The 23,947-nt window shown below is 68.2% G+C and carries 21 protein-coding genes; 15 read left to right on the forward strand and 6 right to left on the reverse strand.

The genetic code is table 11. The features are described from left to right. Positions 1 to 82: 82 nt before the first annotated feature. The 6 genes from asnB to map form a co-directional block, all read right to left on the reverse strand. A complete protein-coding gene (gene asnB / locus DCO49_RS04695; protein WP_116863030.1) occupies positions 83 to 1,774 on the reverse strand; it encodes an asparagine synthase B in 1,692 nt (563 codons plus the stop codon). 391 nt (positions 1,775 to 2,165) lie between these two features. After that, positions 2,166 to 3,293, reverse strand: a complete 1,128-nt coding sequence (dapE, locus tag DCO49_RS04705) for a succinyl-diaminopimelate desuccinylase (RefSeq protein WP_116863032.1) — start codon at positions 3,291 to 3,293, stop codon at positions 2,166 to 2,168. Continuing rightward, positions 3,290 to 3,661, reverse strand: a complete 372-nt coding sequence (locus DCO49_RS04710; RefSeq protein WP_207776459.1) for an arsenate reductase — start codon at positions 3,659 to 3,661, stop codon at positions 3,290 to 3,292. The genes dapE and DCO49_RS04710 overlap by 4 nt, the downstream gene beginning before the upstream one ends. A 146-nt stretch (positions 3,662 to 3,807) precedes the next feature. Further along, a complete protein-coding gene (dapD, locus tag DCO49_RS04715) occupies positions 3,808 to 4,857 on the reverse strand; it encodes a 2,3,4,5-tetrahydropyridine-2,6-dicarboxylate N-succinyltransferase (protein ID WP_116863033.1) in 1,050 nt (349 codons plus the stop codon). Continuing rightward, on the reverse strand, positions 4,857 to 7,484 hold the full coding sequence (locus DCO49_RS04720; protein WP_116863034.1) for a [protein-PII] uridylyltransferase: 2,628 nt from the start codon (positions 7,482 to 7,484) through the stop codon (positions 4,857 to 4,859). The genes dapD and DCO49_RS04720 overlap by 1 nt, the downstream gene beginning before the upstream one ends. Before the next feature lie 2 nt (positions 7,485 to 7,486). After that, positions 7,487 to 8,263 carry a type I methionyl aminopeptidase gene (gene map / locus DCO49_RS04725; RefSeq protein ID WP_207776460.1) on the reverse strand — a complete coding sequence of 259 codons (777 nt, stop codon included), beginning with the start codon at positions 8,261 to 8,263 and terminating at the stop codon, positions 7,487 to 7,489. Between the two features lie 238 nt (positions 8,264 to 8,501). Here map and DCO49_RS04730 point away from each other — a divergent pair, with 238 nt between their 5' ends. From DCO49_RS04730 to rseP, 15 genes are all read left to right on the forward strand, one after another. Further along, positions 8,502 to 9,029 carry a spore coat U domain-containing protein gene (locus DCO49_RS04730; RefSeq protein WP_116863035.1) on the forward strand — a complete coding sequence of 176 codons (528 nt, stop codon included), beginning with the start codon at positions 8,502 to 8,504 and terminating at the stop codon, positions 9,027 to 9,029. Positions 9,030 to 9,043: 14 nt separating this feature from the next. Beyond that, positions 9,044 to 9,781 carry a molecular chaperone gene (locus DCO49_RS04735; protein WP_116863036.1) on the forward strand — a complete coding sequence of 246 codons (738 nt, stop codon included), beginning with the start codon at positions 9,044 to 9,046 and terminating at the stop codon, positions 9,779 to 9,781. 7 nt (positions 9,782 to 9,788) lie between these two features. Continuing rightward, positions 9,789 to 12,143: a fimbria/pilus outer membrane usher protein gene (locus DCO49_RS04740; protein ID WP_243402663.1), complete on the forward strand. Its 2,355-nt coding sequence runs from the start codon at positions 9,789 to 9,791 to the stop codon at positions 12,141 to 12,143. Beyond that, entirely contained in the window at positions 12,140 to 13,177 is a 1,038-nt protein-coding gene (locus tag DCO49_RS04745) for a spore coat U domain-containing protein (protein WP_116863038.1), read from the forward strand. The genes DCO49_RS04740 and DCO49_RS04745 overlap by 4 nt, the downstream gene beginning before the upstream one ends. 60 nt (positions 13,178 to 13,237) lie before the next feature. Next, positions 13,238 to 13,624, forward strand: a complete 387-nt coding sequence (locus tag DCO49_RS20485; protein ID WP_243402664.1) for a hypothetical protein — start codon at positions 13,238 to 13,240, stop codon at positions 13,622 to 13,624. Further along, a complete protein-coding gene (locus DCO49_RS04755; protein ID WP_116863040.1) occupies positions 13,624 to 14,328 on the forward strand; it encodes a fimbria/pilus periplasmic chaperone in 705 nt (234 codons plus the stop codon). The genes DCO49_RS20485 and DCO49_RS04755 overlap by 1 nt, the downstream gene beginning before the upstream one ends. Positions 14,329 to 14,547: 219 nt before the next feature. Continuing rightward, on the forward strand, positions 14,548 to 15,354 hold the full coding sequence (gene rpsB / locus DCO49_RS04760) for a 30S ribosomal protein S2 (protein WP_116863041.1): 807 nt from the start codon (positions 14,548 to 14,550) through the stop codon (positions 15,352 to 15,354). Between the two features lie 125 nt (positions 15,355 to 15,479). Continuing rightward, on the forward strand, positions 15,480 to 16,355 hold the full coding sequence (tsf, locus tag DCO49_RS04765; protein WP_116863042.1) for a translation elongation factor Ts: 876 nt from the start codon (positions 15,480 to 15,482) through the stop codon (positions 16,353 to 16,355). 305 nt (positions 16,356 to 16,660) lie between these two features. Beyond that, the gene (locus DCO49_RS04770) at positions 16,661 to 18,199 is read left to right on the forward strand and encodes a GGDEF domain-containing protein (protein WP_116863043.1); all 1,539 of its coding nucleotides are present in this window, start codon (positions 16,661 to 16,663) and stop codon (positions 18,197 to 18,199) included. Between the two features lie 118 nt (positions 18,200 to 18,317). Next, positions 18,318 to 19,046, forward strand: a complete 729-nt coding sequence (gene pyrH / locus DCO49_RS04775; protein ID WP_079221256.1) for a UMP kinase — start codon at positions 18,318 to 18,320, stop codon at positions 19,044 to 19,046. A 97-nt stretch (positions 19,047 to 19,143) separates the two neighbouring features. Beyond that, on the forward strand, positions 19,144 to 19,698 hold the full coding sequence (frr, locus tag DCO49_RS04780) for a ribosome recycling factor (RefSeq protein ID WP_108768305.1): 555 nt from the start codon (positions 19,144 to 19,146) through the stop codon (positions 19,696 to 19,698). A gap of 5 nt (positions 19,699 to 19,703) precedes the next feature. Next, a complete protein-coding gene (gene uppS, locus DCO49_RS04785; RefSeq protein WP_116863044.1) occupies positions 19,704 to 20,471 on the forward strand; it encodes a polyprenyl diphosphate synthase in 768 nt (255 codons plus the stop codon). Then, the gene (locus DCO49_RS04790) at positions 20,468 to 21,304 is read left to right on the forward strand and encodes a phosphatidate cytidylyltransferase (RefSeq protein ID WP_116863045.1); all 837 of its coding nucleotides are present in this window, start codon (positions 20,468 to 20,470) and stop codon (positions 21,302 to 21,304) included. The genes uppS and DCO49_RS04790 overlap by 4 nt, the downstream gene beginning before the upstream one ends. A 2-nt stretch (positions 21,305 to 21,306) precedes the next feature. Beyond that, positions 21,307 to 22,497 (forward strand): 1-deoxy-D-xylulose-5-phosphate reductoisomerase, encoded by a 1,191-nt coding sequence (locus DCO49_RS04795; protein ID WP_116863046.1) that lies wholly within the window; start codon positions 21,307 to 21,309, stop codon positions 22,495 to 22,497. Between the two features lie 55 nt (positions 22,498 to 22,552). Further along, positions 22,553 to 23,911, forward strand: coding sequence for an RIP metalloprotease RseP (gene rseP, locus DCO49_RS04800; RefSeq protein ID WP_116863047.1), 1,359 nt, complete (start codon positions 22,553 to 22,555; stop codon positions 23,909 to 23,911). Positions 23,912 to 23,947 lie beyond the last annotated feature (36 nt).

A 23,947-nucleotide genomic window follows, 5' to 3' on the forward strand; every position in this document is an offset into this window, starting at 1 on the left:
CGGCGCTACCGGGGAAGGTAGCGCCAGCCCGTGTCCGGCGGAATCATTCTTCGGTGGCGCCGGGCCATGCCCGGCGGAAAGATCAGGCCAGGGCCTGCTCGTGGACGCCGGCGATGGCACGGCCGGACGGGTCAGCGGCTGCAGCAAAGCTCGCATCCCAGGCAATCGCGGCCGGCGACGAACAGGCGATCGACTTGCCGCCCGGCACGGTTTCGGCCGCGGCACGGCTCGGGAAGAACTGCTCGAACAGGTGGCGGTAGTAGTACGCCTCCTTGGTCTGCGGCGGGTTATGCGGGAAGCGCTTGTCGGCCGCTGCCAGCACGCGGTCACTCACCTGCGCCTCGGCGTGCGCCTTCAGCCCATCGATCCAGCCATAGCCAACGCCATCGCTGAACTGCTCCTTCTGTCGCCAGAGGATGCTGTCCGGCAGGTAGCCATCGAACGCCTCGCGCAGAACCGCCTTTTCGATGCGGCGGCCGCCAAAGCCGGCACCGACCATCTTGTGCGCGGCATCGAAGCGCATCGCTACATCGAGGAACTCACGGTCGAGGAACGGCACGCGCGGCTCCACGCCCCAGGCCATCATCGACTTGTTGGCGCGCAGGCAGTCGTAGTTGTGCAGGGCATCGAGCTTGCGCACCAGTTCCTGGTGGAATTCGCGAGCATCCGGCGCCTTGTGGAAGTACAGGTAGCCACCGAAGATCTCGTCGCTGCCCTCGCCGGACAGCACCATCTTCACCCCCATCGCCTTGATCCGGCGCGCCAGCAGGAACATCGGCGTGGAGGCACGGATGGTGGTGACGTCGTAGGTCTCGATGTGGCGGATCACTTCCGGCAGCACGTCCAGGCCTTCCTCGAAGCTGTATTCGAAACCGTGATGGACGGTGCCCAGCGCTTCGGCAGCGATGGCGGCAGCGGCCAGGTCCGGCGACCCCTTCAGCCCGATCGCGAACGAGTGCAGGCGCGGCCACCAGGCTTCGCTCTGGCCGCCATCCTCGATGCGGCGGCGTGCATAACGCGCGGCCACGGCGGCCACCAGCGAGGAATCCAGGCCACCGGACAGCAGCACTCCGTACGGCACGTCGCTCATCAGCTGGCGCTCGACCGCCTGTTCGAAGGCTTGGCGCAGTTCGGCCAGGTCGGCCTGGCGGCCTTCCACGTCGGCATACTCGCGCCACGGCTGCTGGTAGTAGCGCACCAGTTCACCGCTGGCGCTGTCGTAGTAGTGGCCCGGCGGGAACTGCGCGACGTCGGCGCAGGAATCTACCAGCGCCTTCATTTCCGAGGCCACGCGCAGGCGCCCCTGCGCATCGTGGCCCCAGTACAGCGGCACCACGCCGACCGGGTCGCGGGCCACCAGCACGCGGCCGGCATCGCGGTCCCACAGCGCGAAGGCGAAGATGCCGTTGAGCTGTTCCAGCCACTGCGCCGGCGAGCCGCCCTGGCGGTACAGCGCGTTGATCACCTCGCAGTCCGAACCGGTCTGGAAGTCATACGCGGTGGTCAGCGCGGCCTTCAGGGCCTGGTGGTTGTAGATCTCGCCGTTGACCGCCAGGGCCAGCTGGCCGTCGGCCGACAGCAGCGGCTGCGAGCCGCCGGCCGGGTCGACGATGGCCAAGCGCTCGTGCACCAGCAGCGCGCCTTCGTCCAGGTACACGCCGCTCCAGTCCGGGCCGCGGTGGCGCTGGCGCTGCGACAGTTCCAGCGCGTGGCGACGCAGGGCGGGAAGATCGTCACCGGCCTGCAGGCCGAAGATTCCGAAGATCGAACACATGGGTGGCGCTCCTGTTGTGGGGGATTACACGGGGGGAAGGTGTTCGACCGGCCAACCAGACCCGGGAGGGCTGCGCCCGGGCACAAAAAAACCCGCATCGGCCGATGCGGGTTTTCTGGTGTCCGGGCGTATGTTGCTGTCTATCTACCCAGGGCGCAGTCCCGCATCGGCCGCGCACGATTATTCGCGCGCAGATTATTGCGGTTGCTATTGTTGACGGCGGTGGCCAGGTGGATTGACATGGCACTGACCGTATCGCGGTTTCTGGGGCCGTGCAACAGTTGCGTTGGCAACCACAGGAGCCGTGCCGACCAACGGTCGGCACCCACCAACTGCGGGGTCGCCACTCTGCCGACCATCGGTCGGCACCCACCCGGGCGGGATTGCGGGGTTACGCCAGCAGGCGCTCCACCAGCCGCTGGTACAGGCCCGGCAGGGCCTCCAGCTCGTCCACGCGTACGTTCTCGTCAACCTGGTGGATGCTGGCGTTGACCGGCCCCACTTCGATGCACTGCGCACCCAGCGGTGCGATGAAGCGCGCATCGGAGGTGCCACCGCCAGTGCTCTCTTCCGGGGCACGGCCGATGTGTTCGGCCAGCACCGCGCGCGCGGCCGCACGCAGCGGGCCTTCCGGGGTGTAGAACGGCTCGCCGCTGCGGTGCCACTTCAGCGTGTACTGCAGGCCGTGCCGGTCCAGCAGCGCGCTGATCTCCGCTTCCAGCTTCGGTGCATCCCAGTGCGGGTTGTAGCGGATGTTGAAATCCACCTCCAGCTCGCCGGGAATCACGTTGTTGGCACCGGTACCGGCGTGGATGTTGGAGATCTGCAGGCTGGTCGGCGGGAAGCTTTCATAGCCCTCGTCCCAGCGCCGCGCACTCAGTTCGGCCAGAGCCGGCGCCGCCTGGTGGATGGGGTTGCGTGCCTTGTCCGGATAGGCCACGTGGCCCTGCACGCCCTGCACGCGCAGCTTGGCCGACAGGCTGCCGCGGCGGCCGACGCGCAGCAGGTCGCCCAGCGTCGCCGTCGATGAGGGCTCGCCGGTGATGCACCAGTCGATACGCTGGCCACGCTCGGAGAACAGGCGCGCGACATGGCGCACGCCGTCGATGGCATCGCCTTCCTCGTCGCTGGTGAGCAGCACGGCCAGCGTGCCGGCATGGTCAGGATGCGCGGCCACGAACTGCTCGGCGGCAATGATGAAGGCCGCCACGCTGCCCTTCATGTCCGCAGTACCACGGCCATACAGCACGCCGTCGCGGATCTGCGGAGTGAACGGATCGCTCTGCCACGCTTCGCGCGGCCCCGGCGGCACCACGTCGGTGTGGCCCAGCAGCACCAGCACCGGTGCGCCGCTGCCGTGGGTCGCCCACAGATTGTCGACCTCGCCCAGGCGCAGGTGTTCGCACTGGAAACCGGCCTGCTGCAGGCGCGCGGACAGCAACGCCTGGCAGCCCGCATCGTCGGGCGTCACCGACGGCCGCGCGATCAGCTCGCAGGCCAGGTCGAGGACGGCGCTCACGCGCCACCCACGCCGAAGCGCGCCTTGAAGCCGTTGTCACTGAAGCCCTGGCTCACCGTGCCGTCGCCGGTGACCACCACCGGGCGCTTGATGAGCTGCGGATACTCGCGCAGCAGCAGCTTCCACTCGGCATCCGAATCAGCGGCCTTGCGGTTGTCCGGCAGCTGTCGCCAGGTGGTGGACGATTTGTTGACCATCGCGCCCAGCCCGCCCAGCTGCGCGGCCCATTCCAGCAGGGTTTCCGGGCTGGGCTTGTTGTCGCGGTAGTCGACGAAGGTGTACGGCACGCCGAAGCGGTCCAGCCACTTGGTCGCCTTCTTGCAGGTATCGCAGTTCTTCAAACCGTAGACAGTGGTGCTCATGGCCATCTGTGATGCAGGAAAACAGAGGGCCAGAATCTCACAACAGGCGCTCGGACACGACCCGCAACGGCGCGGCAGCACCCGTCCGAACAGGCTGTCGGACGGATGCCGGTAGATCGCCGACGGCGCCAGGTCCTCCGGCGCAGTCACCTTCAGTCGGCCAGGCCACGCAGCAGGTCGTTCACGCTGGTCTTGCTGCGGGTCTTGGCATCGACCTGCTTGACGATCACCGCGCAGTACAGCGAATGGGTGCCGTCCTTGCTCGGCAGCGAGCCGGACACCACCACGCTGTACGGCGGGATGTAGCCGTAGGTGATCTCGCCGGTGGCGCGGTTGTAGATGCGGGTGCTCTGGCTGAGGAACACGCCCATGCCGATCACGCTGTGGTGGCCGACGACCACGCCTTCCACCACTTCCGAACGCGCACCGATGAAGCAGTGGTCTTCGATGATGGTCGGGCTGGCCTGCAGCGGCTCGAGCACGCCGCCGATGCCGGCGCCGCCGGACAGGTGGCAGTGCTGGCCGATCTGCGCGCAGGAACCGACGGTGGCCCAGGTATCGACCATGGTGCCTTCGCCGACGTAGGCGCCGATGTTGGTGAAGCTCGGCATCAGCACCACGTCCTTGCCGAAGTACGTGCCGCGACGGGCGATCGCACCCGGCACCACGCGCACGCCAGCACGACGGAACTTCGCTTCGTCATAGCCGGCGAAGCGCGACTCGACCTTGTCCCAGAACGGCGCCGGGCGCGCGTCGACCACAGCCATGTCGTTGACGCGGAAGTACAGCAGCACGGCCTTCTTCAGCCACTCGTTGACCTTCCAGCCACCGTGGCCGTCCGGCTCGGCAACGCGGAATTCACCGGTTTCCAGGCCATCGATCACGCGGTTGACCAACGGGCGGGTGGACCCTTCCAGCTCGTGCAGGGTCAGCGTGGCACGGCGATCGAAGGCGCTTTCGATGCCGAACTTCAGTTCTTCCACGCCCGGCACCGGCGGCTTGCGCAGCGACTTGCGGGCGATGGTTTCGGCGCGTGCGGCTTCGGCGCTCTTGGCGGGGACCTTCTTCGCAACCGGCTTCTTCGCAACAGCGGCCTTCTTCACCGGAGCCTTGGCCGGGGCGGCCTTCTTCGGTGCGGCAGTCTTCTTCGCCGCTGCGCTCTTGGCGGTCGCAGCAGTCTTTTTCACGGGCTTGGTGGCCATCAGGTGGGGTCTCCGGCGTTTCGATCAGGGTCCAGGCAGGACAGCATTGCGTCATGCAGCTGCTGCCGGGCGGGTTCGGTCAGGGGGAGGTCGTGTTCGTCACTGATCACGAAGGTGTCTTCGGCGCGTTCGCCGAACGTGGCAATGCGCGCGTCATGAACGCGCAGGCCCTGGTTGCGCAGCACGAACGCCACGTCGGCCAGCAGGCCGGGGCGGTCGGGGGCGACCAGGGCGAATCGGGTCGCGCCGGGTTCATCGCGGAACTCGATGCGCGGGGCGAAACGGAAGTGGCGCAGCTGGCGGGGCACCACACGCCGCGAGGGGCGCAGCAGGGTCAGGTCGCCACCCAGCGCTTCGCGCAGCGCGGCCTCCAGATTGGCGCTGCTGCCGTCGGCGAAGGTGTCGGCCGGGCTCACTTCGAAGGTATCGAAAATGGTGTCCGACGGGCCATCCAGCACGCGTGCGCGGTGGATGCCGTAGCCCTTGCGGTCCAGGGTCATCACGATCGCAGCGAACAGGCCATCGCGGTCGGGCGAGTGCACGAACACTTCCAGCGCGGGGTCGTCCACGCTGATCCGGCGCACCTTCACCAGGGTGTGGCCCTGCTTGATCGGCACCAGCGCCGAGGCCTGCCAGGCCAGCTGTTCCGGGCGCAGGCGCATGAAACCCTCGTCGGGCATCACCGCGAACTGGCGGTCGATGGTGGCATCGTCGTAGCCCTGCTCGCGCACCAGCGCGCGCACGCTGTCGCGCGCCTCGGCCACGCGTTCGGCGGCCGGCATCGGGTGCTCCAGCCCATCGCGCAGCGCACGCCGGGTGGCGAAGTACAGGTCGGCCAGCAGCCGGTCCTTCCACGCGTTCCACAGCTTGGGGCTGGTGCCGGCGATGTCGGCGCAGGTCAGCAGGTACAGGTAGTCCAGGCGGTCGCGGCTGCCGACCAGGGTGGCGAAGCGATGGATCACCACCGGATCGGCGATGTCCTGCTTCTGCGCGGTCACCGACATGCGCAGGTGCTGCTCCACCAGCCAGGCCACCAGTTCGGTATCGCTGCCGCTCAGGGCGTGGGCGTGGCAGAACGCGCGTGCGTCCACCGCCCCCAGTTCGGAATGGTCGCCGCCGCGGCCCTTGGCGATGTCATGGAACAGGCCGGCCAGCAGCAACAGCTCGGGCTTGCGCAGGCGCGGCCAGACTTCGTGGGCAATGGAAAAACGTTCGTCGGCACGGCTGCTGGCGAACAGGCCGATGTTGCGCAGGACCATCAGCGTGTGCTGGTCGACCGTGTAGACATGGAACAGGTCGAACTGCATGCGCCCGCTGACCTGAGCGAAGGCGGGAATCCACTGCCCGAGCACGCCCAGCCGCGCCATGCGCGACAGCGTGTCGACCGGGCGCTGGCCACGCAGCAGGGCCATGAACTGCTCGCGCGCATTGGCGTCGGCGCGGTCGTAGGCCGGCAGCAGCGGCAGCGCCTCGGCCAGCGCGCGCGCGGTCAGCGAATGCAGGCCGCGAATCTGCGGGTTGTTGGCCCAGCTTGCGAACAGAGCGAAAACCTGGCCGACGTCACCGCACGGCCACTCGGCATCATTGGCGGCCAGGTAGCCGCGGCGCAGCGAAAAGCCCACGGTCAACGGTTCCGGCTGCGCCTCGCCGTCGAACTGCTCCTCGAAGCGCTGTAGCAGGCGGTCGCTGATCCGGCGCACCACCAGGGCGGCGCGGTAGAAGCCCTGCATCATCTTCTCGACGCCCAGGTTCTCGGCGTCGTCTTCGAAGCCCAGGCGCGCGGCCAGGGTCTTCTGGTAATCAAAGCGCAGGCGCTCTTCCGGGCGGCGCGCCACCAGGTGCAGGCCGAAACGCAGGCGTGCCAGCACCGCGCGCTCGCGCTTCAGCGCAGCCGCTTCATCGGCGCCCAGGTGGCCCAGGCCGACCAGCGCTTCCAGGTCACGCACGCCGAACGCACGCAGGGCCATCCAGCCCAGGGTGTTGAGATCGCGCAGGCCACCGGGGCCGTCCTTCAGGTCCGGCTCCAGGTTGTCGGCGGTATCACCGAAGCGCTCGTGGCGGTTGCGCAGCTCTTCCAGCTTGGCCAGGAAGAAGGTGCGTGCCGGCCACAGTTCGCGGTCGTCGATGGCCCCGCGCAGCGCGCGCCGGGCCGCCTCGTCGGCCACGATCGGGCGGGCTTCGATCAGTGCGGTCAGCACGGTCTGGTCGGCGGCAGCCTCACGGCACTGCGCCGCCGAGCGCACGGCATGGCTGACCGCCAGGCCGCAGTCCCACAGCAGTGCGAACAGTCGCGACAGCCCAGCCTCATGGGCCAGCTGCGCAGGCGCATCGCCGAACACCAGCAGGTCGATATCCGAGCGCGGGAACAGCTCACCGCGGCCGTAGCCCCCCACCGCGAACACCGACAACCCGCTGCCGGCCGGCACGCAACGCTGCCAGGCCAGGCGGATCAGGTGGTCGGCGGCGCGCGCGCGCAGCGCGATCAGGCGCTCGATGTTGTCGCCCTGGTCGAAGCGGCGGTACAGGCGCGCATCGGCCTGCTGCAGCGCCTGCCGTGCGGCAGACGCCCATTCGGGATCCTCGAGCGAATCGGCCGGCGCGTCCAGCAGTGAACCCGCCGGCAGCATCGTCAGGAGACCTGCGATTCGCCCGGCGACAGGGTCAGCACGTCCACGCCGGTCTCGGTGACCGCGATCATGTGCTCCCACTGTGCCGACAGCTTGCGGTCCTTGGTCACCACGGTCCAGCCGTCCGGCAGCACCTTGTTGTAGCGGGTGCCCTCGTTGATCATCGGCTCGATGGTGAAGGTCATGCCCGGCTGCAGCACCAGGCCCTGGCCCGGGCGGCCGTAATGCACCACCTGCGGCTCATCGTGGTAGACCTTGCCAATGCCGTGGCCGCAGTACTCGCGTACCACGCTGAAACGCTCGCTTTCGGCATAGCTCTGGATGGCATGGCCGATGTCGCCCAGGGTCGCGCCCGGACGGACCGCGCGGATGCCGCGCCACATCGCTTCGTAGGTGGCTTCGACCAGGCGGCGGGCCATCACCGACGGCGTGCCGACGAAGTACATGCGGCTGGTATCGCCGTGCCAGCCGTCCTTGATGACGGTGACGTCGATGTTGATGATGTCGCCGTCCTTGAGCACCTTCCCTTCGCTGGGGATGCCATGGCAGATGACATTGTTGACCGAGGTGCACACGCTCTTGGGGAAGCCGCGGTAGCCGACGTTGGCCGGCGTGGCGCCCTGCACGTTCACGATGTGGTCGTGGCAGATGCGGTCCAGCTCCTCGGTGGTGACACCGGGCTTGACGTGGGGGGTGACGATGTCGAGCACTTCGCTGGCCAGGCGGCCGGCGATGCGCATCGCCTCGATTTCCTGCGGGGTTTTCAGATTCACGCTCATGGCACCCATTATCGCCGATCCGGCCGCAATCTGAACGAACGCCACCCAACTGGGGATACTGACGATGCACGGATCCGGCAAGGACCGTGAAAACGTGACCCACCCCACGCTTTGTTCAACGCAAATATCACTGAATACAGACACTTACCCGCCCAGGCTGAACCAGACAGTCACAAATGCGGTCCAGAACGTGCCGCACCGTCCTGTTCAACAGACCCTCGGGTCAGGGAGGTTGTACATGCGATCTGTAGTCCGTTCCCCCATCATCTGGGCCGTGGCCCTGCTTCTGGCCGGCCCTGCCGCCGCCGCCGATACCACCACCTTCAACGTCACCCTGGTCGTCACCAAGGCGTGCACGATCACCGCAGCTGCCGCCACCAACGTCGACTTCGGCACGGCCGCGTCGACCACCGCCACCCCCACGGTCGGCCAGGGCACGGTCACCGCACAGTGCTCGGCACTGACCCCCTACACGATCTCGCTCAACGCGGGCGCCAATGCCGGCACCGCGAACGACGTGACTACCCGGCGGATGAAAAACACCAATGCGGCGGTCACGGCGAACAATTTCGTCGGCTACCAGCTCTACCAGGATGCCGCGCACACCCTCGTGTGGGGCGCCACTTCGGGCACCAACACCCAGGCCGGTATCGGCACGGGTCTGGCGGTGCCCTACCAGGTGTATGGCCAGATCACCAACCTGAGCACCAACAACGCCGCGGCCGGTAATTACCTAGACACTGTCACCGCAACGATCACCTATTGATGGGGTAGCATCGGATGGCCCTTCCCCGCCCGTGGCTCGCCATCGGGGTGGCGCTGCTGCTCGGCCTCGCCGTGGCGGCCACCGCGGCGGCGGCCACCAGCATGCAGGTGGCGCCCACCAGCCTGCAGATGGACCCGCGCCAGCGCGCCGCCGAACTGTGGCTGACCAACAGTGGCGCGTCACCGGTGAAGGTACAGGTGCGGGTGTTCCGCTGGAGTCAGCAGGACGGCGAGGAGCAGCTGCTGCCCACCACCGACCTGATGGCCACCCCGCCGATGCAGGAAATGGCGGCCGGCCAGCAGCAGCTGATCCGGGTAATGCGCACCGATCCGCAGCCACCTGCCAGCCAGCAGTTCTACCGCCTGATCGTCGACGAGGTGCCGGACCTGGCCACCCGCGCCGAAGGCATGCAGTTCGTCCTCCGTTATTCCATCCCGGTGTTCATCCAGCCCGGCGGTGGCGGCACGGTGGCCCCGCAGCTACAGGCGCAGCTGGTGCGGCTGGACGATGGCCGCAACGGCGTGGAAATCCGCAACAGCGGCAACAGCTATGCGCAGATCGCCGACCTGGCGCTGGGCAGCGCGAAGCGGCCGCGCATCATCTACCCCGGGCTGCTCGGCTACGTGCTGCCCGGGCAGGTAATGCGCTGGCCGCTGGAACGCACGGCGATCGACCGCGACAACGACGAGATCACGGCCAAGCTCAATGGCGAGTCCGCGCAGACACCGCTATCGCCCCCAGCGGCTCGCTGAGGCCCTGGTGAGCGCGCTGCTGGGTGCGGCCCTGGCTCCCGCGGCAACGCTTGCCGCCGATGTTTCCGGGGTGTCGGCCGATGCCATCCTACCGGCACCGGCACCGACCCCGCTCACCGCCACCCAGACCCTGTACCTAGACGTGCTGCTGAACAGCACGCCGCGCGGGCTGCTGCCCTTCGTCGAAGACCGTGGCCGCCTGCAGGCCAGCCCCGAGGTGCTGCGCCAGCTCGGCTTCAACGCTACCGGCCAGGCGCCGGTTTTCCTGGACCAGCTCAACGGCGTGGTGGTGCGCTATGACGCCGGCCTGCAGACCCTCGCGCTGGACGTGCCACTGGACCAGCTGATCCTGCCGACCACCGTGCTCAGCCGCCCGCAGGTGAATGCGCCCAGCGGCGAGGCCTCGCCCGGCGTGCTGTTCAACTACGACGTGTACGGCAGCCACGTCGACGACCTGGCCAACCTGAGCGTGGCCTCGGAACTGCGCATCTTCGGGCTCGGCGACGGCACGTTCGAGAACACCGCCATCAGCCGCCGCTACCAGCAGGCCGAGGATCGCCACTGGCGCAGCGAGAGCGTGCGCCTGGACACGCGCTGGACGCTGGATTTTCCGGAGCAGGCGCTGACCCTGGAAGTGGGTGATTTCTACAGCGGCTACGTCGACTGGTCACGACCGGTGCGCCTGGGCGGCATCCAGATCGGCCGCAACTATGGGCTGCAGCCCTACCGCGTGCTGACCCCGACCCCGTCGTTCCTCGGCCAGGCCGTGGTGCCCTCCACCGTCGAGCTCTACGTGGACGGCCTGCGCCAATACAGCGGCCAGGTCCCGATCGGTCCGTTCCAGCTGGCTGCGCAGCCGGGGATCAGCGGCACCGGCAGCGCCCAGGTGGTGGTGACCGATGCGTTCGGCCGCATGCAGACCCTGGACTTCAGTTTCTATGGCACCCAGCAGCTGCTGGCCAAGGGCCTGTCGGACTGGTCGCTGGGCGTGGGCCGGCTGCGCGAGCAGTTCGGCGAGCGCTCCTTCGCCTACGACGACCGTACCGTGGCCAGCGCCACCTGGCGCGGCGGCATCAGCGACCGTTTCACCGGCGAGGCCCATGCCGAGGGCGGCGCCGGCCTGGCCGAGGCCGGCCTGGGCGGCTGGTGGCAGCTGGGCAGCGCCGGCGTGGTCAACGTGGCCTACGCGCACAGCCGCTATCAGGGCCTGCAGGGCGGGCAATGGGCGGTGGGCTACAGCTGGAACAACCGCCGTTTCAACTTCAACCTGCGCAGCGTGCGCAGCCACGGCGATTTCCGCGATCTGGGCGCACTGCAGGACAATCTGCCACCCAGCATCAGCGAGCAGGCCACCGTCGGCGTGGACCTGCTGAAACTGGGCACGCTCAGCGCCAGCTACCTGCGGCTGCGCTACCCCGACGGCGACGACAACCGCTATGCCAGCCTGTTCTGGTCACGCAGCTGGAGTGCGCGCTGGTCGGCCTACCTGTCGGTCAACCAGAATCTGGACAGATCCGAGGACCGCAGCATCTACCTGTCACTGACCGCCAGCCTGGGCAACAACCGCCAGGCCAGCGTGTCCAGCCAGCGCAACGGCGGTACCCAGAGCTGGGTGGCCGATGTCACCCAGCCGGTGCCGGGCGATGGCAGCGCCAGCGGCATCGGCTGGCGCGCCCAGGTCCGCCAGGGCGACGACGGCACCGGCGGCCTGGCCGAGGTCGGGATCCTCAACGACGTCGGCCGCTACTCATTCGGCGCATCGCGCCAGGGCGGACTGAACTTCGCCTATGCCAGCGCCAGTGGCAGCCTGGTGTGGATGGACGGGCATACCTTCGCCACGCGCGAAGTTTCCGATGCCTTCGCGGTGGTCAGCACCGGCGGCGTCGGCGGCGTGCCGGTGCGGCTGGAAAACCGGCTGATCGGCGTGACCGACGACCGCGGCCTGCTGCTGGTCAGCCCACTGCTGTCCTGGCAGCGCAACCGCGTCTCGATCGACACCCTGGACCTGCCGGCCAACATGCGTGCCGACCGCATCGAGGACTGGGTCACGCCGCGCCAGCGTGCCGGTACCGGGGTGACCTTCAAGCTGCGCGCAAGGCCGTCGGTGACTCTGATCCTGCAGGACCTGCAGGGCCAACCGCTGGAACCCGGCAGCGAGGTCCGGTTGCCGGATGGCCGCCAGGCCACGGTGGGTTACGACGGCCTGCTGTACCTGGAAGACGTCAGCCCCGGCACGACGCTGTACGTCACTACCAGCAGCGGCCAGTGCCGTTCCCGCGTACCGGAGCAGCAGCAGGTCGTGGCCAGCGGCGCGCAGCCGCGCCCGGCCGCCCTGCAATGCATCCCGGAGACCGCGCGATGACCGCCCGAGACTTGCTGCTGGTCCTGCTGCTGCTGGCCGGCTTGGCGTTGGCGGCGCCGGCCCGCGCCACCGCGACCTGCGTGGCGACCGCCAACCCGACCCTGCCTTTCAAAACCATCAACAGCCTCGCGGCTGGCCCCACCACCGCCACGCTGAACATCACCGTCACCTGCAACACCGCCGCGCTGAGCCTGCTGGCCACCACCGGCGTGCGGGTCTGCGTGGGCATTGGCCCCGGCACCGGCGGCAGCAACTCCGCCTGGCGGACGATGACCACCGGTACCGCCGACACCATGAATTTCCAGCTCTACAACACCCCGAGCCTCAGCGAGGTCACCGGCCTGGTGCCGCGCGGGACACCGCCGGCGCAGGAACTGACCATGAGCTACAACGTGCCACTGCTGACCGGCGGCAGCGGCGCACAGAGCACCAGCCTGACGGCTCAGATCCCGGCCAACCAGGTGCTGGCCTCCGGTGGCTACAGCAGCACCTTCAGCGGTGCCAGCGTGGTGCTCACCTGGGCCTGGAACGAAGTCCTGCTCGGCACCGCGACGGTGCCGGCCACGTGCAACGGCGGCGCCACAGGCAACGCCACGGCCAGCGCGGCCTTCAGCTTCACCGCCACCGCCAACGTGCTGCCGCTGTGTGGCAGCTACGTCACCACCGACATGAACTTCGGCAACGTCACCGGCGGCATCCCCGCCAACATCGACCAGACCGCCACCCTGACCCTGACCTGCCTGAAGAACACCGCCTACCAGGTCAGCCTCGACAACGGCCAGAACAACCCCGCCACCAGCACCCGGCGGATGAGCACGACCATCGGTGGCAGCAGGTACTACCTGGGCTACGAGCTGTACCGCGATGCCGCGCGCAGCCAGCGCTGGGGCAACACCCTCACCGTGGACACTGCCAGCGGCACCGGCACCGGCACGGCGCAGCAGCTGACCATCTACGGCCGCGTGCCGCCGGTTACCGGGCAGCCGCCGGCCGGTACCTACAACGACCGGATCACGGTGACCATCACCTATTGAATCCCCGCGCACCTTGTAGAGTCGAGCCATGCTCGACTGCGCCTTTTGTAGAGTCGAGCCATGCTCGACTGCACCTTTTGTAGAGTCGAGCCATGCTCGACTGCGCGGAAGTCGAGCAAGCTCGACGCTACAGATCCGCCGATCGCGGCCGATACCGCGCTCAGGGATTTCCAGCAGGGCAGACAGCCGGTGGTACGTGCGCTATCGATGACAGCCATGCTGGCAGCCAGCATGACCGCCCGCGCCGAGCCGGCGACCACCGCCCTGCAGATCCGCCTGGTGGTGGTCGAGGGCTGCGCCACCACGCCCGGCACGACCGACCCCTGCCCGGTCCCCGCACAGTACAGCGAGGCCCCTGCCCTGCCCGCACAGGTCCGCGAGCTCGCACCGCCGACCGGGGACGAAGGCGACCCCGCGCTGCCCGAACCACCGACGGTCTACTACTGATGCCCAGGCGCTGGCTGCCCGGCCTGCTGGCCCTGCTGCTGGCCCTGCCGGCGGCGGCACTGGAGCTGGTGCCGACCACCCTGCAGCTGCCCGCGGCCGGCGGCCGTACCGAACTGTGGCTGCACAACCCCGGCCCGGCGCCCTGGCGCGGGCGCCTGCAGATCTGGGCCTGGGACCAGCAGACCGGTGCCGAACGGCTGCAGCGCAGCGAGCAGGTCCTGGCCAGCCCCACCCTGATCGACCTGCCCGCCGGCGCCCGCCAGCGGGTCTGGCTGCTGCCACGCACGCCCGCACCGGTCGCCGCCGAACAGGCCTACCGGGTGCTACTGACCCCCGATGACCGCCGGCAGCCCCGCTATTCCCTGCCGCTGTTCCGCGGCGGTGATCCCGCCCGCGCGCGGGCTCGCCTCTGGGTGGAGAGGGCCGGCGATGCGGCGCAGCCCGAGCTGAGACTGCATAATGAGGGGCTCCGCCACGCCCGCCTCAGCGACCTCGTGTACGAGGACGCACAGGGCCAGCCGCACGTGCTGCTGCCGGGTCTCGCCGGGTATGTGCTGGCAGCCCGGGAGCGCCATTGGCAGCTGCCGGCCCGTGCCGACGGCTACCGCGGCGGCCGTTTCCGGGCCCAACTGCAGGATGGGCAGGCGCTGATCCTGCCCGCACCGGAACCCGTAATTGCAGTGGACGCCGCCTCCGGGCTATAATTCCCCGGATGTCCTGCCGCCCTGTGCGCGGGACACCGTCCACGCCGTACGTCATCGGCGAATCCACACTTGTTGCCCCCATCCGTGCCGGGGTGCTCCGCAAGGAGTTCGGCCACGGAGGCAACAGGGAAGCCCAACCCCGGAACCATCAGCGCTTCCACGCGTCCCGCATACCTATCCCGCGGGCGGAATCGCCGGTTCCCCATCAGGAGTATTGCAATGCCCCAGGTCACCATGCGTCAGATGCTGGAAGCCGGCGTCCACTTCGGCCACCAGACCCGCTACTGGAACCCCAAGATGGCTCCGTACATCTTCGGCGCCCGCGGCAAGATCCACATCATCAACCTGGAAAAGACCGTCCCGCTGTTCAACGACGCGATGAACTTCATCTCGTCGGTTGCCCAGAAGCGCGGCACCGTCCTGTTCCTGGGCACCAAGCGCAGCGCGCGCGAAACCATCCGTGAAGAAGCCGAGCGTTGCGGCATGCCGTTCATGAACCAGCGTTGGCTGGGCGGCACCCTGACCAACTTCCGTACCGTAAAGCAGTCGGTTGCCCGCCTGAAGGAACTGGAAGCCGGTGAATCCGACGGCACCTTCGAGAAGCTGGTCAAGCACGAAGTGCTGGGCCTGCGTCGCGAGCGCGACAAGCTGGAGGCCTCGCTGGGCGGCATCAAGGACATGAACCGTCTGCCGGACGCCATCTTCGTGATCGACATCGGCCACGAAGACATCGCGATCAAGGAAGCCAAGAAGCTGGGCATCCCGGTCATCGCCGTGGTCGACACCAACTACAACCCGGAACTGGTCGACTACGCGATCCCGGGCAACGACGACGCCATCCGCGCTGTGCAGCTGTACGCCCGCGCCGCTGCCGACGCCGTGCTGGAAGGCAAGGCTGCTGCTCCGCACGCTGCTTCGGTGCGTGAAGAAGAGTTCGCCGAAGCCGCTGCCGCCGAAGAAGGCAAGCCGGCCCGTCGCGCACCGGCCAAGAAGGCTGCTGCTGACAAGGGCGAAGCCCAGGCCTGATCCAGGCCCCGGTGGGCGCCCTGCGCCCACCTGTCCTGACCGCTGCCACTGGCGCGGCGACCGGACACTGTCACACGGGCCGGCCACCATGCCGGCCCAACCCCTTTCTTTCGTGAGGTAATCCCGTGGAAATCACTGCTTCCCTGGTCAAGGAACTGCGCGAGCGCACCGGCGCCGGCATGATGGAATGCAAGAAGGCGCTGACCGAAGCCGGCGGCGACATCAACGCCGCTGCTGAAGCCCTGCGCAAGTCGGGCGCCGCCAAGGCCGACAAGAAGGCTGACCGCGTGGCCGCCGAAGGCCGTCTGGGCCTGGCCCAGGACGGCGGCAAGGCCGTGCTGGTCGAGATCAACTCGGAAACCGACTTCGTTGCCAACGACGTCAACTTCAAGAACTTCGTCGATTCCGTCGCCGCTGCCGCTCTGGCATCGGGCGCCGTTGACGCCGAAGCCCTGAAGACCGCCAAGCTGGCCTCCGGCGAAACCGTCGAAGAAGCCCGCGCCACCGCGATCCAGAAGCTGGGTGAAAACATCCAGATCCGTCGCCTGGTCAAGGTCGACACCACCGGCAACGTCGGCGCCTACGTCCACACCAACGGCAAGGTCGGCGTGCTGGTTGACCTGATCGGCGGCGACGTCGAGCTGGCACGCGGCCTGGCCATGCACGTGGCTGCGCTGAAGCCGCCGCACAACAAGGCTGCCGATGTGCCGGCCGAGTTCGTGGAAAAGGAAAAGGAAATCGAACTGGCCAAGATGTCCGAGAAGGACAAGTCCAAGCCGGCCGACATCCTGGAAAAGATCATCGCCGGCAAGATCAACAAGATCGTCAGCGAAGTGACCCTGTACGGCCAGACCTACGTGCTGGGCGACAGCACCGTCGAGCAGGTGGTCAAGGCCGCCGGCGCCGACGTGGCTGGCTTCCAGCTGCTGGTCGTGGGCGAAGGCATCGAGAAGGTGGTTGAAGACTACGCCGCCGAAGTTGCCAAGGCGATGCAGGTCTGATTCCAGCCCACCGGCTGCGAAACGACCAGAAGGAGCCGCGGGAAACCGCGGCTCTTTTTTTATGCCTGTGGGCCCGTGGACCCGAGGCCTTCAGACCTGTGGGTGCGCACTGTTAGTGCGCACACCCCTCTCATCTATGGGTGCGCACCGCTGGTGCGCACATCCAGGACAAGGATCTTTGCGTTATCCGCCATTCAAGCCGATACTCGACACAGGGGAATACGCAATCGCATAACAGGAACAAAAGTCGCAGACTGTGATGTATCCCTAGGTATTCTTGTCCTAATGGAATTGAACGATCCGACATGCCTCCTGAGCTGACTGCTGCCCTGGCGCTGTGCCGCAACCTGCCCTCGCCTCCCGGTATTGCCCTGCGCATCATCGAACTGGCCCAGGACCCGGAAGCGGACATCGCCACCGCCGCCGACATCATCGCCATCGACATGGCGCTGAGCGCTCGCATGCTGCGCATCGCCAACTCGCCGCTGTATGCCAGCCGGCGTCGCATCGAGAACCTCGGCCAGGCACTGACCATGCTCGGCCTCAACGCCACCATCAGCCTGGCGCTGGGCTTCACCGTCACCCAGGGCCTGACCGGCGGCAGCGGCGCCGACCACGACCTGCGCCAGCGCGCCTGGAAGCGCAGCATCCTCAGCGCCCTGGCCGCCAGCCAGCTGGGCCAGGCCCGCGGCCTGCGCCGGCTGGAAGAGCTGATGCTGGCCGGCCTGCTGCAGGACATGGGCGTACTGTGCCTGGCCCAGGCCGAATCCGAGCGCTACCTGCCCCTGCTGCGCGAAGCCGGCGGCAACCTGGACCTGCTCGCCCGCGAGCGCCAGGAACTGGGCTGCACCCACGCCGACGTCGGCGCCTGGGTGGCCGAACAGTGGGGCCTGCCGCGCTACCTGGTGGACAGCATCCGCCTGAGCGAGTCCGAGCCCGCCACCGACAACACGTTCCAGGCCTGCGTACAGCTCTCAGGCGCGGTCGCCGACATCTGGCTGGACGAGGATGCCGACGGCGCGCGCGAACGCGCCCTGCACGAGGTCCACGAGCGCCTGCAGCTGGACAGCGCGCGCTTCGACCAGATGCTGGCGCGCATCAGCGACGCGCTGCCGGACATCGCCAGCCTGTTCGAGACCGGCCTCAGCTCGCCCTCCCGCGTGCGCGAGCTGATCGACCACGCACAGGAACTGACCACGCTGCGCAACCTGCGCGAAATGCAGGATGCCGAGCAGGCGCGCCGCCGCGCCGACGAATTCGAGGCGCGGGCCAAGCGCTTGGCCGACCAGGCCCACCGTGACGCCCTCACCGGCGTACTCAACCGCCGCCAGCTGGAAACCGTGCTCGACCAGGAGTTCCAGCGCGCCGGCCGGCAGGGCTGGCCGCTGTCGGTGGCCTTCATCGACCTGGACGATTTCAAGAAGATCAACGATGCCCACGGCCACCTGACCGGTGACGAGGTGCTGCGCGTGTTCGCCAGCAAGCTGCAGGGCCAGCTGCGCAACAGCGACACCGTGGCCCGCTTCGGCGGCGAAGAATTCGTCGCGCTGCTGCCCAACACCAGCGAAGCGGTGGCCCTGGACGTCATCCGCCGCGTCCTGGCCAGCATCGTCTCCACCCCGATGGTCGAGCTGGAGGGCGGGCCGCTGTTCGTGACCTTTTCCGCCGGCGTGGCCACCCAGGGCGGTTACGAGCGCTTTGCCGGCGTGCAGGACCTGCTGCGGGCGGCCGATGACGTGCTGTACCGCTCCAAGAACCTGGGCCGTAACCGCGTCATCGCGCGCTCGCCCGGCGAACTGGGGCATGATGAGCTGTCTGCCACCGCAGGCGCCGAACTGGGCTGAACCCGCTGCTCCGGCTGAACGGGGCAGTGCGACCTTCTGCGCCGCAGTGCACAAAATACTTTGGCCGCGCGCCGCATGCGCGTAGAATCCCCGCGATTTCCACGCTCACGAGGTCCCTATGTCCAAGCTCGCCTATCGCCGCATCCTTCTGAAACTGTCCGGGGAGGCGCTGATGGGAGATGAGGACTACGGCATCGACCCGAAGATCATCAACCGCTTGGCCCGTGAAGTGATCGAGGCCCAGCAGGCGGGCGCCGAAGTGGCGCTGGTGATCGGCGGCGGCAACATCTTCCGCGGCGCCGGCCTGGCCGCAGGCGGCATGGACCGCGTCACCGGCGACCAGATGGGCATGCTGGCCACGGTCATCAACGCCCTGGCCATGCAGGACGCGCTGGAGAAGCTCGGCGCCAAGGCCCGCGTGATGAGCGCCATCAAGATCAACGACGTGTGCGAAGACTACATCCGCCGCCGCGCCATCCGCCACCTGGAAAAGGGCCGCCTGGTGATCTTCGCCGCCGGCGTCGGCAGCCCGTTCTTCACCACCGACTCGGGCGCCGCCCTGCGCGCGATCGAGATCGGCGCGGACCTGCTGCTGAAGGCCACCAAGGTCGATGGAGTGTACGACAAGGACCCGAACAAGCACAGCGATGCGGTCCGCTTCGACAGCCTGAGCTACGACGAAGTGATCCGCCGCGGCCTGGAAGTCATGGATACCGCGGCCTTCGCCCTGGCCCGTGACAGCGACCTGCCGATGCGCGTGTTCGACATGGGCCAGCCGGGCGAGCTGCTGAAGATCCTCGGCGGCGCCAACATCGGCACCCTGGTCCAGGGCCGCGATCCGGCCTGAGCCTGAGCGGCAGGCGTGCTGCGGGCCGATCCAGGCCCGTCAGCGTCCCGTATTCGCCTATAATCGCCCGATTCCAGTTACATCCAGGACCCGGGCGATGCTCAACGACATCAAGAACAACGCGCAGACGCGCATGGCCAAGAGCATCGACGCTCTGAAGCACACCCTCACCTCGATCCGCACCGGGCGTGCCACTCCCGCCCTGCTGGACCGCGTCACGGTCAATGCCTACGGCAACGCCAGCACCCCGCTGAACCAGGTCGCGTCGATCTCGAACGCCGATGCCCACTCGCTGCTGGTCACGCCCTTCGACAAGAGCATGATCAAGGAAATCGAGAAGGGCCTGTACAACCACGAGTTCACCCCGAACACGCTGGGCGCGGCCATCCGCATCAACATGCCGCCGCCGACCGAAGAGCGCCGCAAGGAGCTGGCCAAGCAGGTGCAGAAGGAAGGCGAGGGCGCCAAGATCGCCATCCGCAACATCCGCCAGGACGCCAACAAGGAAGTGGCCAAGCTGGTCAAGGACAAGGCGATCAGCGAAGACGAGAAGAAGCGCGGCGAAGACGACATCCAGAAGCTGACTGACAGCAGCATCAAGGACGTCGACAAGGTCGTCGCCGACAAGGAAAAGGAACTGTTGTCGGTCTGAAGTCGATGCCTTCAGTCCCGCCTCCGTTGCCGGCCGCCCTGCCCCGCCACGTCGCCATCATCATGGATGGCAACGGGCGCTGGGCACAGCAGCGCCGCCGCCCGCGCGTGATCGGCCACCGTGCCGGCGCGCGCGCGGTCAACCGTACCATCGACCGTTGCCTTGAACTGGGCATTCCGGCGCTGACCCTGTTCGCGTTCTCCAGCGAGAACTGGGGCCGCCCGCAGGAAGAAGTCGATGCCCTGATGAAGCTGTTCCTCGGCGCCCTCGACCGTGAAGTGGACGAGCTGCATCGCCGTGGCGTACGCGTGCGCTTCATCGGCGAGCGCGAGCGCTTCGGCGCCGGGCTGGTCAGCCGCATGCAGCTGGCCGAACAGCGCACCGCCGACAACACCACGCTGACCCTGTCGATCGCCGCCAGCTATGGTGGCCGCCAGGACATCGCCCGCGCCGCCCGTGCGCTGGCCGCGGAAGTGGCTGCCGGCCGCCTGCTGCCCGAGCAGATCGACGAATCGCTGCTGGGCCGCCAGGTCGCCCTGGCCGACCTGCCGCCGCCGGACCTGTTCATCCGCACTGGTGGCGATACCCGCATCAGCAACTTCCTGCTGTGGCAGCTGGCGTACACCGAACTGTGGTTCACCGAGGCACTGTGGCCGGACTTTGATTCCGGGCAGCTGCAGCAGGCGCTGGACGCCTACGCCAGCCGTGAACGCCGCTTCGGCCTGACCAGCGCCCAGATCGCCGCCCTGGCCACCGAGACGCCCAGCCCATGACCAAAACCCGAGTTCTCGCCGCGCTGATCATGGCGCCGGTGGCCATTGCCGCGATCCTGCTGCTGCCCACCCAGTGGCTGGCTGCCGCCGCCGCCGCCGTGTTCCTGATCGGCCTGTGGGAATGGCTGAAGCTGGCCGGCATCGAAGACACCCTGGCCCGTACCGTGCTGCTGGTGCTGAACCTGCTGCTGATGGTGCTGATGGTCTGGGCCGATGGCAGTTCGCTGGTGCTGTTCCAGCTGGCGACCCTGGTTGGCGTGGCCTGGTGGCTGGCGGCCCTGGTCTGGCTGCGCTTCTTCACCTTCGGCGCGCAGCCGGGCAGCCCGGCCCGCATCCTCAAGCTGCTGGCCGGCACCCTCGCCAGCGTCCCGGCCTGGGCCTCGCTGGTGCTGATCCATGCCGGCGGCGATCCGCCGGGCCACAACGGCCACCTGTGGCTGCTGGCTGCGCTGGCGCTGGTCTGGGCCGCCGATTCGGGCGCCTATTTCGCCGGCCGCCACTTCGGCAGGCACAAGCTGGCCCCGCGCATCAGCCCCAACAAGACCTGGGAAGGCCTGTTCGGCGGCCTGCTGGCCGGTGTCGCCGTGGCCGTCGGCCTGGGCTGGCTGGCCGGCGTGGACGTCGCGCACCTGCCGGGCCTGCTGGTCACCTCGGTGGTGGCCGTGTTCGCCTCGGTGCTGGGCGACCTGTACGAAAGCCTGATCAAGCGCCATGCCGGCGCCAAGGATTCGGGTCACCTCATTCCTGGCCACGGCGGCGTGCTGGACCGCGTCGACGGTGTGCTGGCTGCCCTGCCGGTGTTCGCGCTGGGCAAGGAAATCTTCGGATTCTGACCATGGATGCTGTTGCAGACCTGCGCCGGGTCGCCGTATTCGGCGCCACCGGCTCGATTGGCGCCTCCACGCTGGACGTGATCGCCCGCCACCCGCAACGCTACCAGGCCACCGTGCTCGCCGCCGGCCGCCAACTGCAGGCGCTGTTGGCGCTGTGCCGCCAGCACCGCCCCGCGCATGCGGTCATCGCCGACGAGAGCCTGTACGCCGAGCTGCGTGACGGCCTGCGCGACGCCGGCCTGGCCACCGAGGCGCACGCCGGCGCTGCCGCATTGGACCAGCTGGCCGCCAGCGATGCCTGCGACACCGTGGTGGCCGCCATCGTCGGTGCGGCCGGGCTGTCCTCGACCCTGGCGGCCGCCGCCGCCGGCAAGCGCATCCTGCTGGCCAACAAGGAATCGCTGGTGCTTGCCGGCGAGCTGCTGACCCGCACCGCCGAGCGTGCCGGCGCCGAAATCATCCCGATCGACAGCGAGCACAGCGCGATCTTCCAGTGCCTGCGCTCGCGCGATGCCAGCCTGGACGGGGCCGGCGTGCGCCGGATCCTGCTGACCGCCTCGGGCGGTCCGTTCCGTGGCCGCAGCCGCGCCGAACTGGAGCAGGTGACCCCGGCCCAGGCCGTTGCCCACCCGAAGTGGTCCATGGGCCCGAAGATCTCGGTCGATTCGGCGACGTTGATGAACAAAGGCCTGGAAGTGATCGAGGCGCACCACCTGTTCAAGGTGCCCGGCGAACGCATCGAGGTGCTGGTCCACCCGCAGAGCCTGGTCCATTCGCTGGTCGAGTTCGTCGACGGCTCGACTCTGGCCCAGCTGGGCCTGCCGGACATGCGCACCACCCTGGCCGTGGGCCTGGGCTGGCCGCAGCGCATCGAATCGGGCGTGTCCGGGCTGGACCTGCTGGCCCAGGGCCGGCTCGATTTCGAAGCCCCGGACACCGAGGCCTTCCCCTGCCTGGCCCTGGCCTGGCAGGCGATGCAGGCCGGCGGCACTGCTCCGGCGGTGCTGAACGCGGCCAATGAAGAGGCTGTTTCAGCGTTTCTTCAGGGCCGGATCGGTTTCCTGAGCATTCCCGCGCTGGTTGCTAACGCTCTTTCAACACTGCCGACCGAAGCAGCCGATACACTGGACGGCCTGTTGTCCGCCGACCAACGGGCCCGCCAGTTGACCCTGAACGCCATCGACGCCGCCTGAACGCCACGCCCATACCGCATGACGCCGCTGCCATTGACCGCCACCGTGAGCCTGCATGACTGACTTCATCGGATCGGTCTGGTGGATGATCGTCAGCCTCGGGCTGCTGGTCACCTTCCACGAATTCGGGCACTACGCGGTGGGCCGCCTCTGTGGGGTGAAGGTGCTGCGCTTCTCGGTCGGCTTCGGCCGCCCGCTGTGGTCGCGCCGCGACAAGCACGGCACCGAGTTCGCCATCGCTGCCCTGCCGCTGGGCGGCTATGTGAAGTTCCTCGACGAGCGCGAGGTCGAGGTCCACCCGCATGAGCGCGGGCAGGCCTTCAACCACAAGACCGTCTGGCAGCGCATCGCGATCGTCGCCGCAGGCCCCATCGCCAACCTGCTGCTGTGCATCCTGCTGCTGTGGGCGATGTTCGTGATCGGCAAGCAGGATTATTCGGCCACCATCGGCCGCACCACCGGCATCGCCGCCAGCGCCGGCCTGGCCAGCGGCGACCGCGTGCTGCGCGTGGACGACCGCGACGTGGTCACCCTCGGCGATGCCAGCATGGCCCTGACCGCGGCGGCGATGGACCGGCGTGACGTGACCCTGGAGGTACTGGACGGCAGCGACCAGGTGCGCAAGCGCACGCTGCCGCTGTCGCAGCTGCCGGCCGGCTTCGATGAACGCCGCGTGCCGAGCCTGGCCGGCCTGCAGTGGCAGGCATCGCTGCAGCCGGCGCAGGTGGACAGCCTTACCGCCGATTCGGCCGTGGCCGGCCTGCTACAGCCGGGTGACCTGATCGTAGCCATCGACGGCCAGCGCATCGATGGCGCCGACCAGGTCAGCGCGCAGATCCAGGAACTGGGCCGCCGTGGCGGCCCGGGCATGATCGAAGTGCTGCGCGGTGGCGAGCGCCTGGCGCTGGAAGTGACCCCGCGCGCGGGCAAGGACGGCCAGGGCAGGCCGGTCTGGCAGATCGGCGTGGGCTTCTCGGGCGCCTTCAGCCCCGCCTACGACACCCTGATGCGCTACGGGCCGCTCGATGCGGTGACCGTGGCCGTGCGCGAAACCGGCCGCCTGGCCTCCGATTCGCTGGGCATGATGGCCCGCATCGTCACCGGCAAAGCCTCGCTGCAGAACGTTTCCGGCCCGGTCACCATTGCCCGCGTGGCCAATGTTTCGGCCAAACGCGGCCTCGATTGGTTTCTGCAGTTCCTTGCCCTGCTGTCGCTGAGCCTGTGCATCATCAACCTGCTGCCGATTCCCATCTTGGACGGCGGGCACCTGCTGTATTACCTTATCGAGTTGGTCAAGGGCAGCCCGCTGAGCGAGCGTGCCATCGCCGCAGGTCAGTACATCGGCCTGGCGTTGCTGGCCGGGCTGATGGGACTGGCGTTCTACAACGACATCCTCGGCCTGGTCCCGCGATGAACTTTTCCACGTTTTTGGCGTCTACAGCGCCGGCAT

Source organism: Stenotrophomonas sp. SPM (assembly GCF_003105135.1).
Lineage (GTDB): Bacteria > Pseudomonadota > Gammaproteobacteria > Xanthomonadales > Xanthomonadaceae > Stenotrophomonas.

Coding starts and splice junctions, on each gene's coding strand:
- asnB (WP_116863030.1), bottom strand. CDS start 1,774: ATGTGTTCGATCTTCGGAATCTTCGGCCTGCAGGCCGGTGACGATCTT.
- map (WP_207776460.1), bottom strand. CDS start 8,263: ATGAGCGTGAATCTGAAAACCCCGCAGGAAATCGAGGCGATGCGCATC.
- DCO49_RS20485 (WP_243402664.1), top strand. CDS start 13,238: ATGCTCGACTGCACCTTTTGTAGAGTCGAGCCATGCTCGACTGCGCGG.
- pyrH (WP_079221256.1), top strand. CDS start 18,318: ATGTCCAAGCTCGCCTATCGCCGCATCCTTCTGAAACTGTCCGGGGAG.
- rseP (WP_116863047.1), top strand. CDS start 22,553: ATGACTGACTTCATCGGATCGGTCTGGTGGATGATCGTCAGCCTCGGG.
- DCO49_RS04735 (WP_116863036.1), top strand. CDS start 9,044: ATGGCCCTTCCCCGCCCGTGGCTCGCCATCGGGGTGGCGCTGCTGCTC.
- dapD (WP_116863033.1), bottom strand. CDS start 4,857: ATGGCCACCAAGCCCGTGAAAAAGACTGCTGCGACCGCCAAGAGCGCA.
- DCO49_RS04770 (WP_116863043.1), top strand. CDS start 16,661: ATGCCTCCTGAGCTGACTGCTGCCCTGGCGCTGTGCCGCAACCTGCCC.
- frr (WP_108768305.1), top strand. CDS start 19,144: ATGCTCAACGACATCAAGAACAACGCGCAGACGCGCATGGCCAAGAGC.
- DCO49_RS04755 (WP_116863040.1), top strand. CDS start 13,624: ATGCCCAGGCGCTGGCTGCCCGGCCTGCTGGCCCTGCTGCTGGCCCTG.
- DCO49_RS04730 (WP_116863035.1), top strand. CDS start 8,502: ATGCGATCTGTAGTCCGTTCCCCCATCATCTGGGCCGTGGCCCTGCTT.
- DCO49_RS04745 (WP_116863038.1), top strand. CDS start 12,140: ATGACCGCCCGAGACTTGCTGCTGGTCCTGCTGCTGCTGGCCGGCTTG.
- uppS (WP_116863044.1), top strand. CDS start 19,704: ATGCCTTCAGTCCCGCCTCCGTTGCCGGCCGCCCTGCCCCGCCACGTC.
- rpsB (WP_116863041.1), top strand. CDS start 14,548: ATGCCCCAGGTCACCATGCGTCAGATGCTGGAAGCCGGCGTCCACTTC.
- DCO49_RS04720 (WP_116863034.1), bottom strand. CDS start 7,484: ATGCTGCCGGCGGGTTCACTGCTGGACGCGCCGGCCGATTCGCTCGAG.
- DCO49_RS04795 (WP_116863046.1), top strand. CDS start 21,307: ATGGATGCTGTTGCAGACCTGCGCCGGGTCGCCGTATTCGGCGCCACC.
- DCO49_RS04790 (WP_116863045.1), top strand. CDS start 20,468: ATGACCAAAACCCGAGTTCTCGCCGCGCTGATCATGGCGCCGGTGGCC.
- DCO49_RS04710 (WP_207776459.1), bottom strand. CDS start 3,661: ATGGCCATGAGCACCACTGTCTACGGTTTGAAGAACTGCGATACCTGC.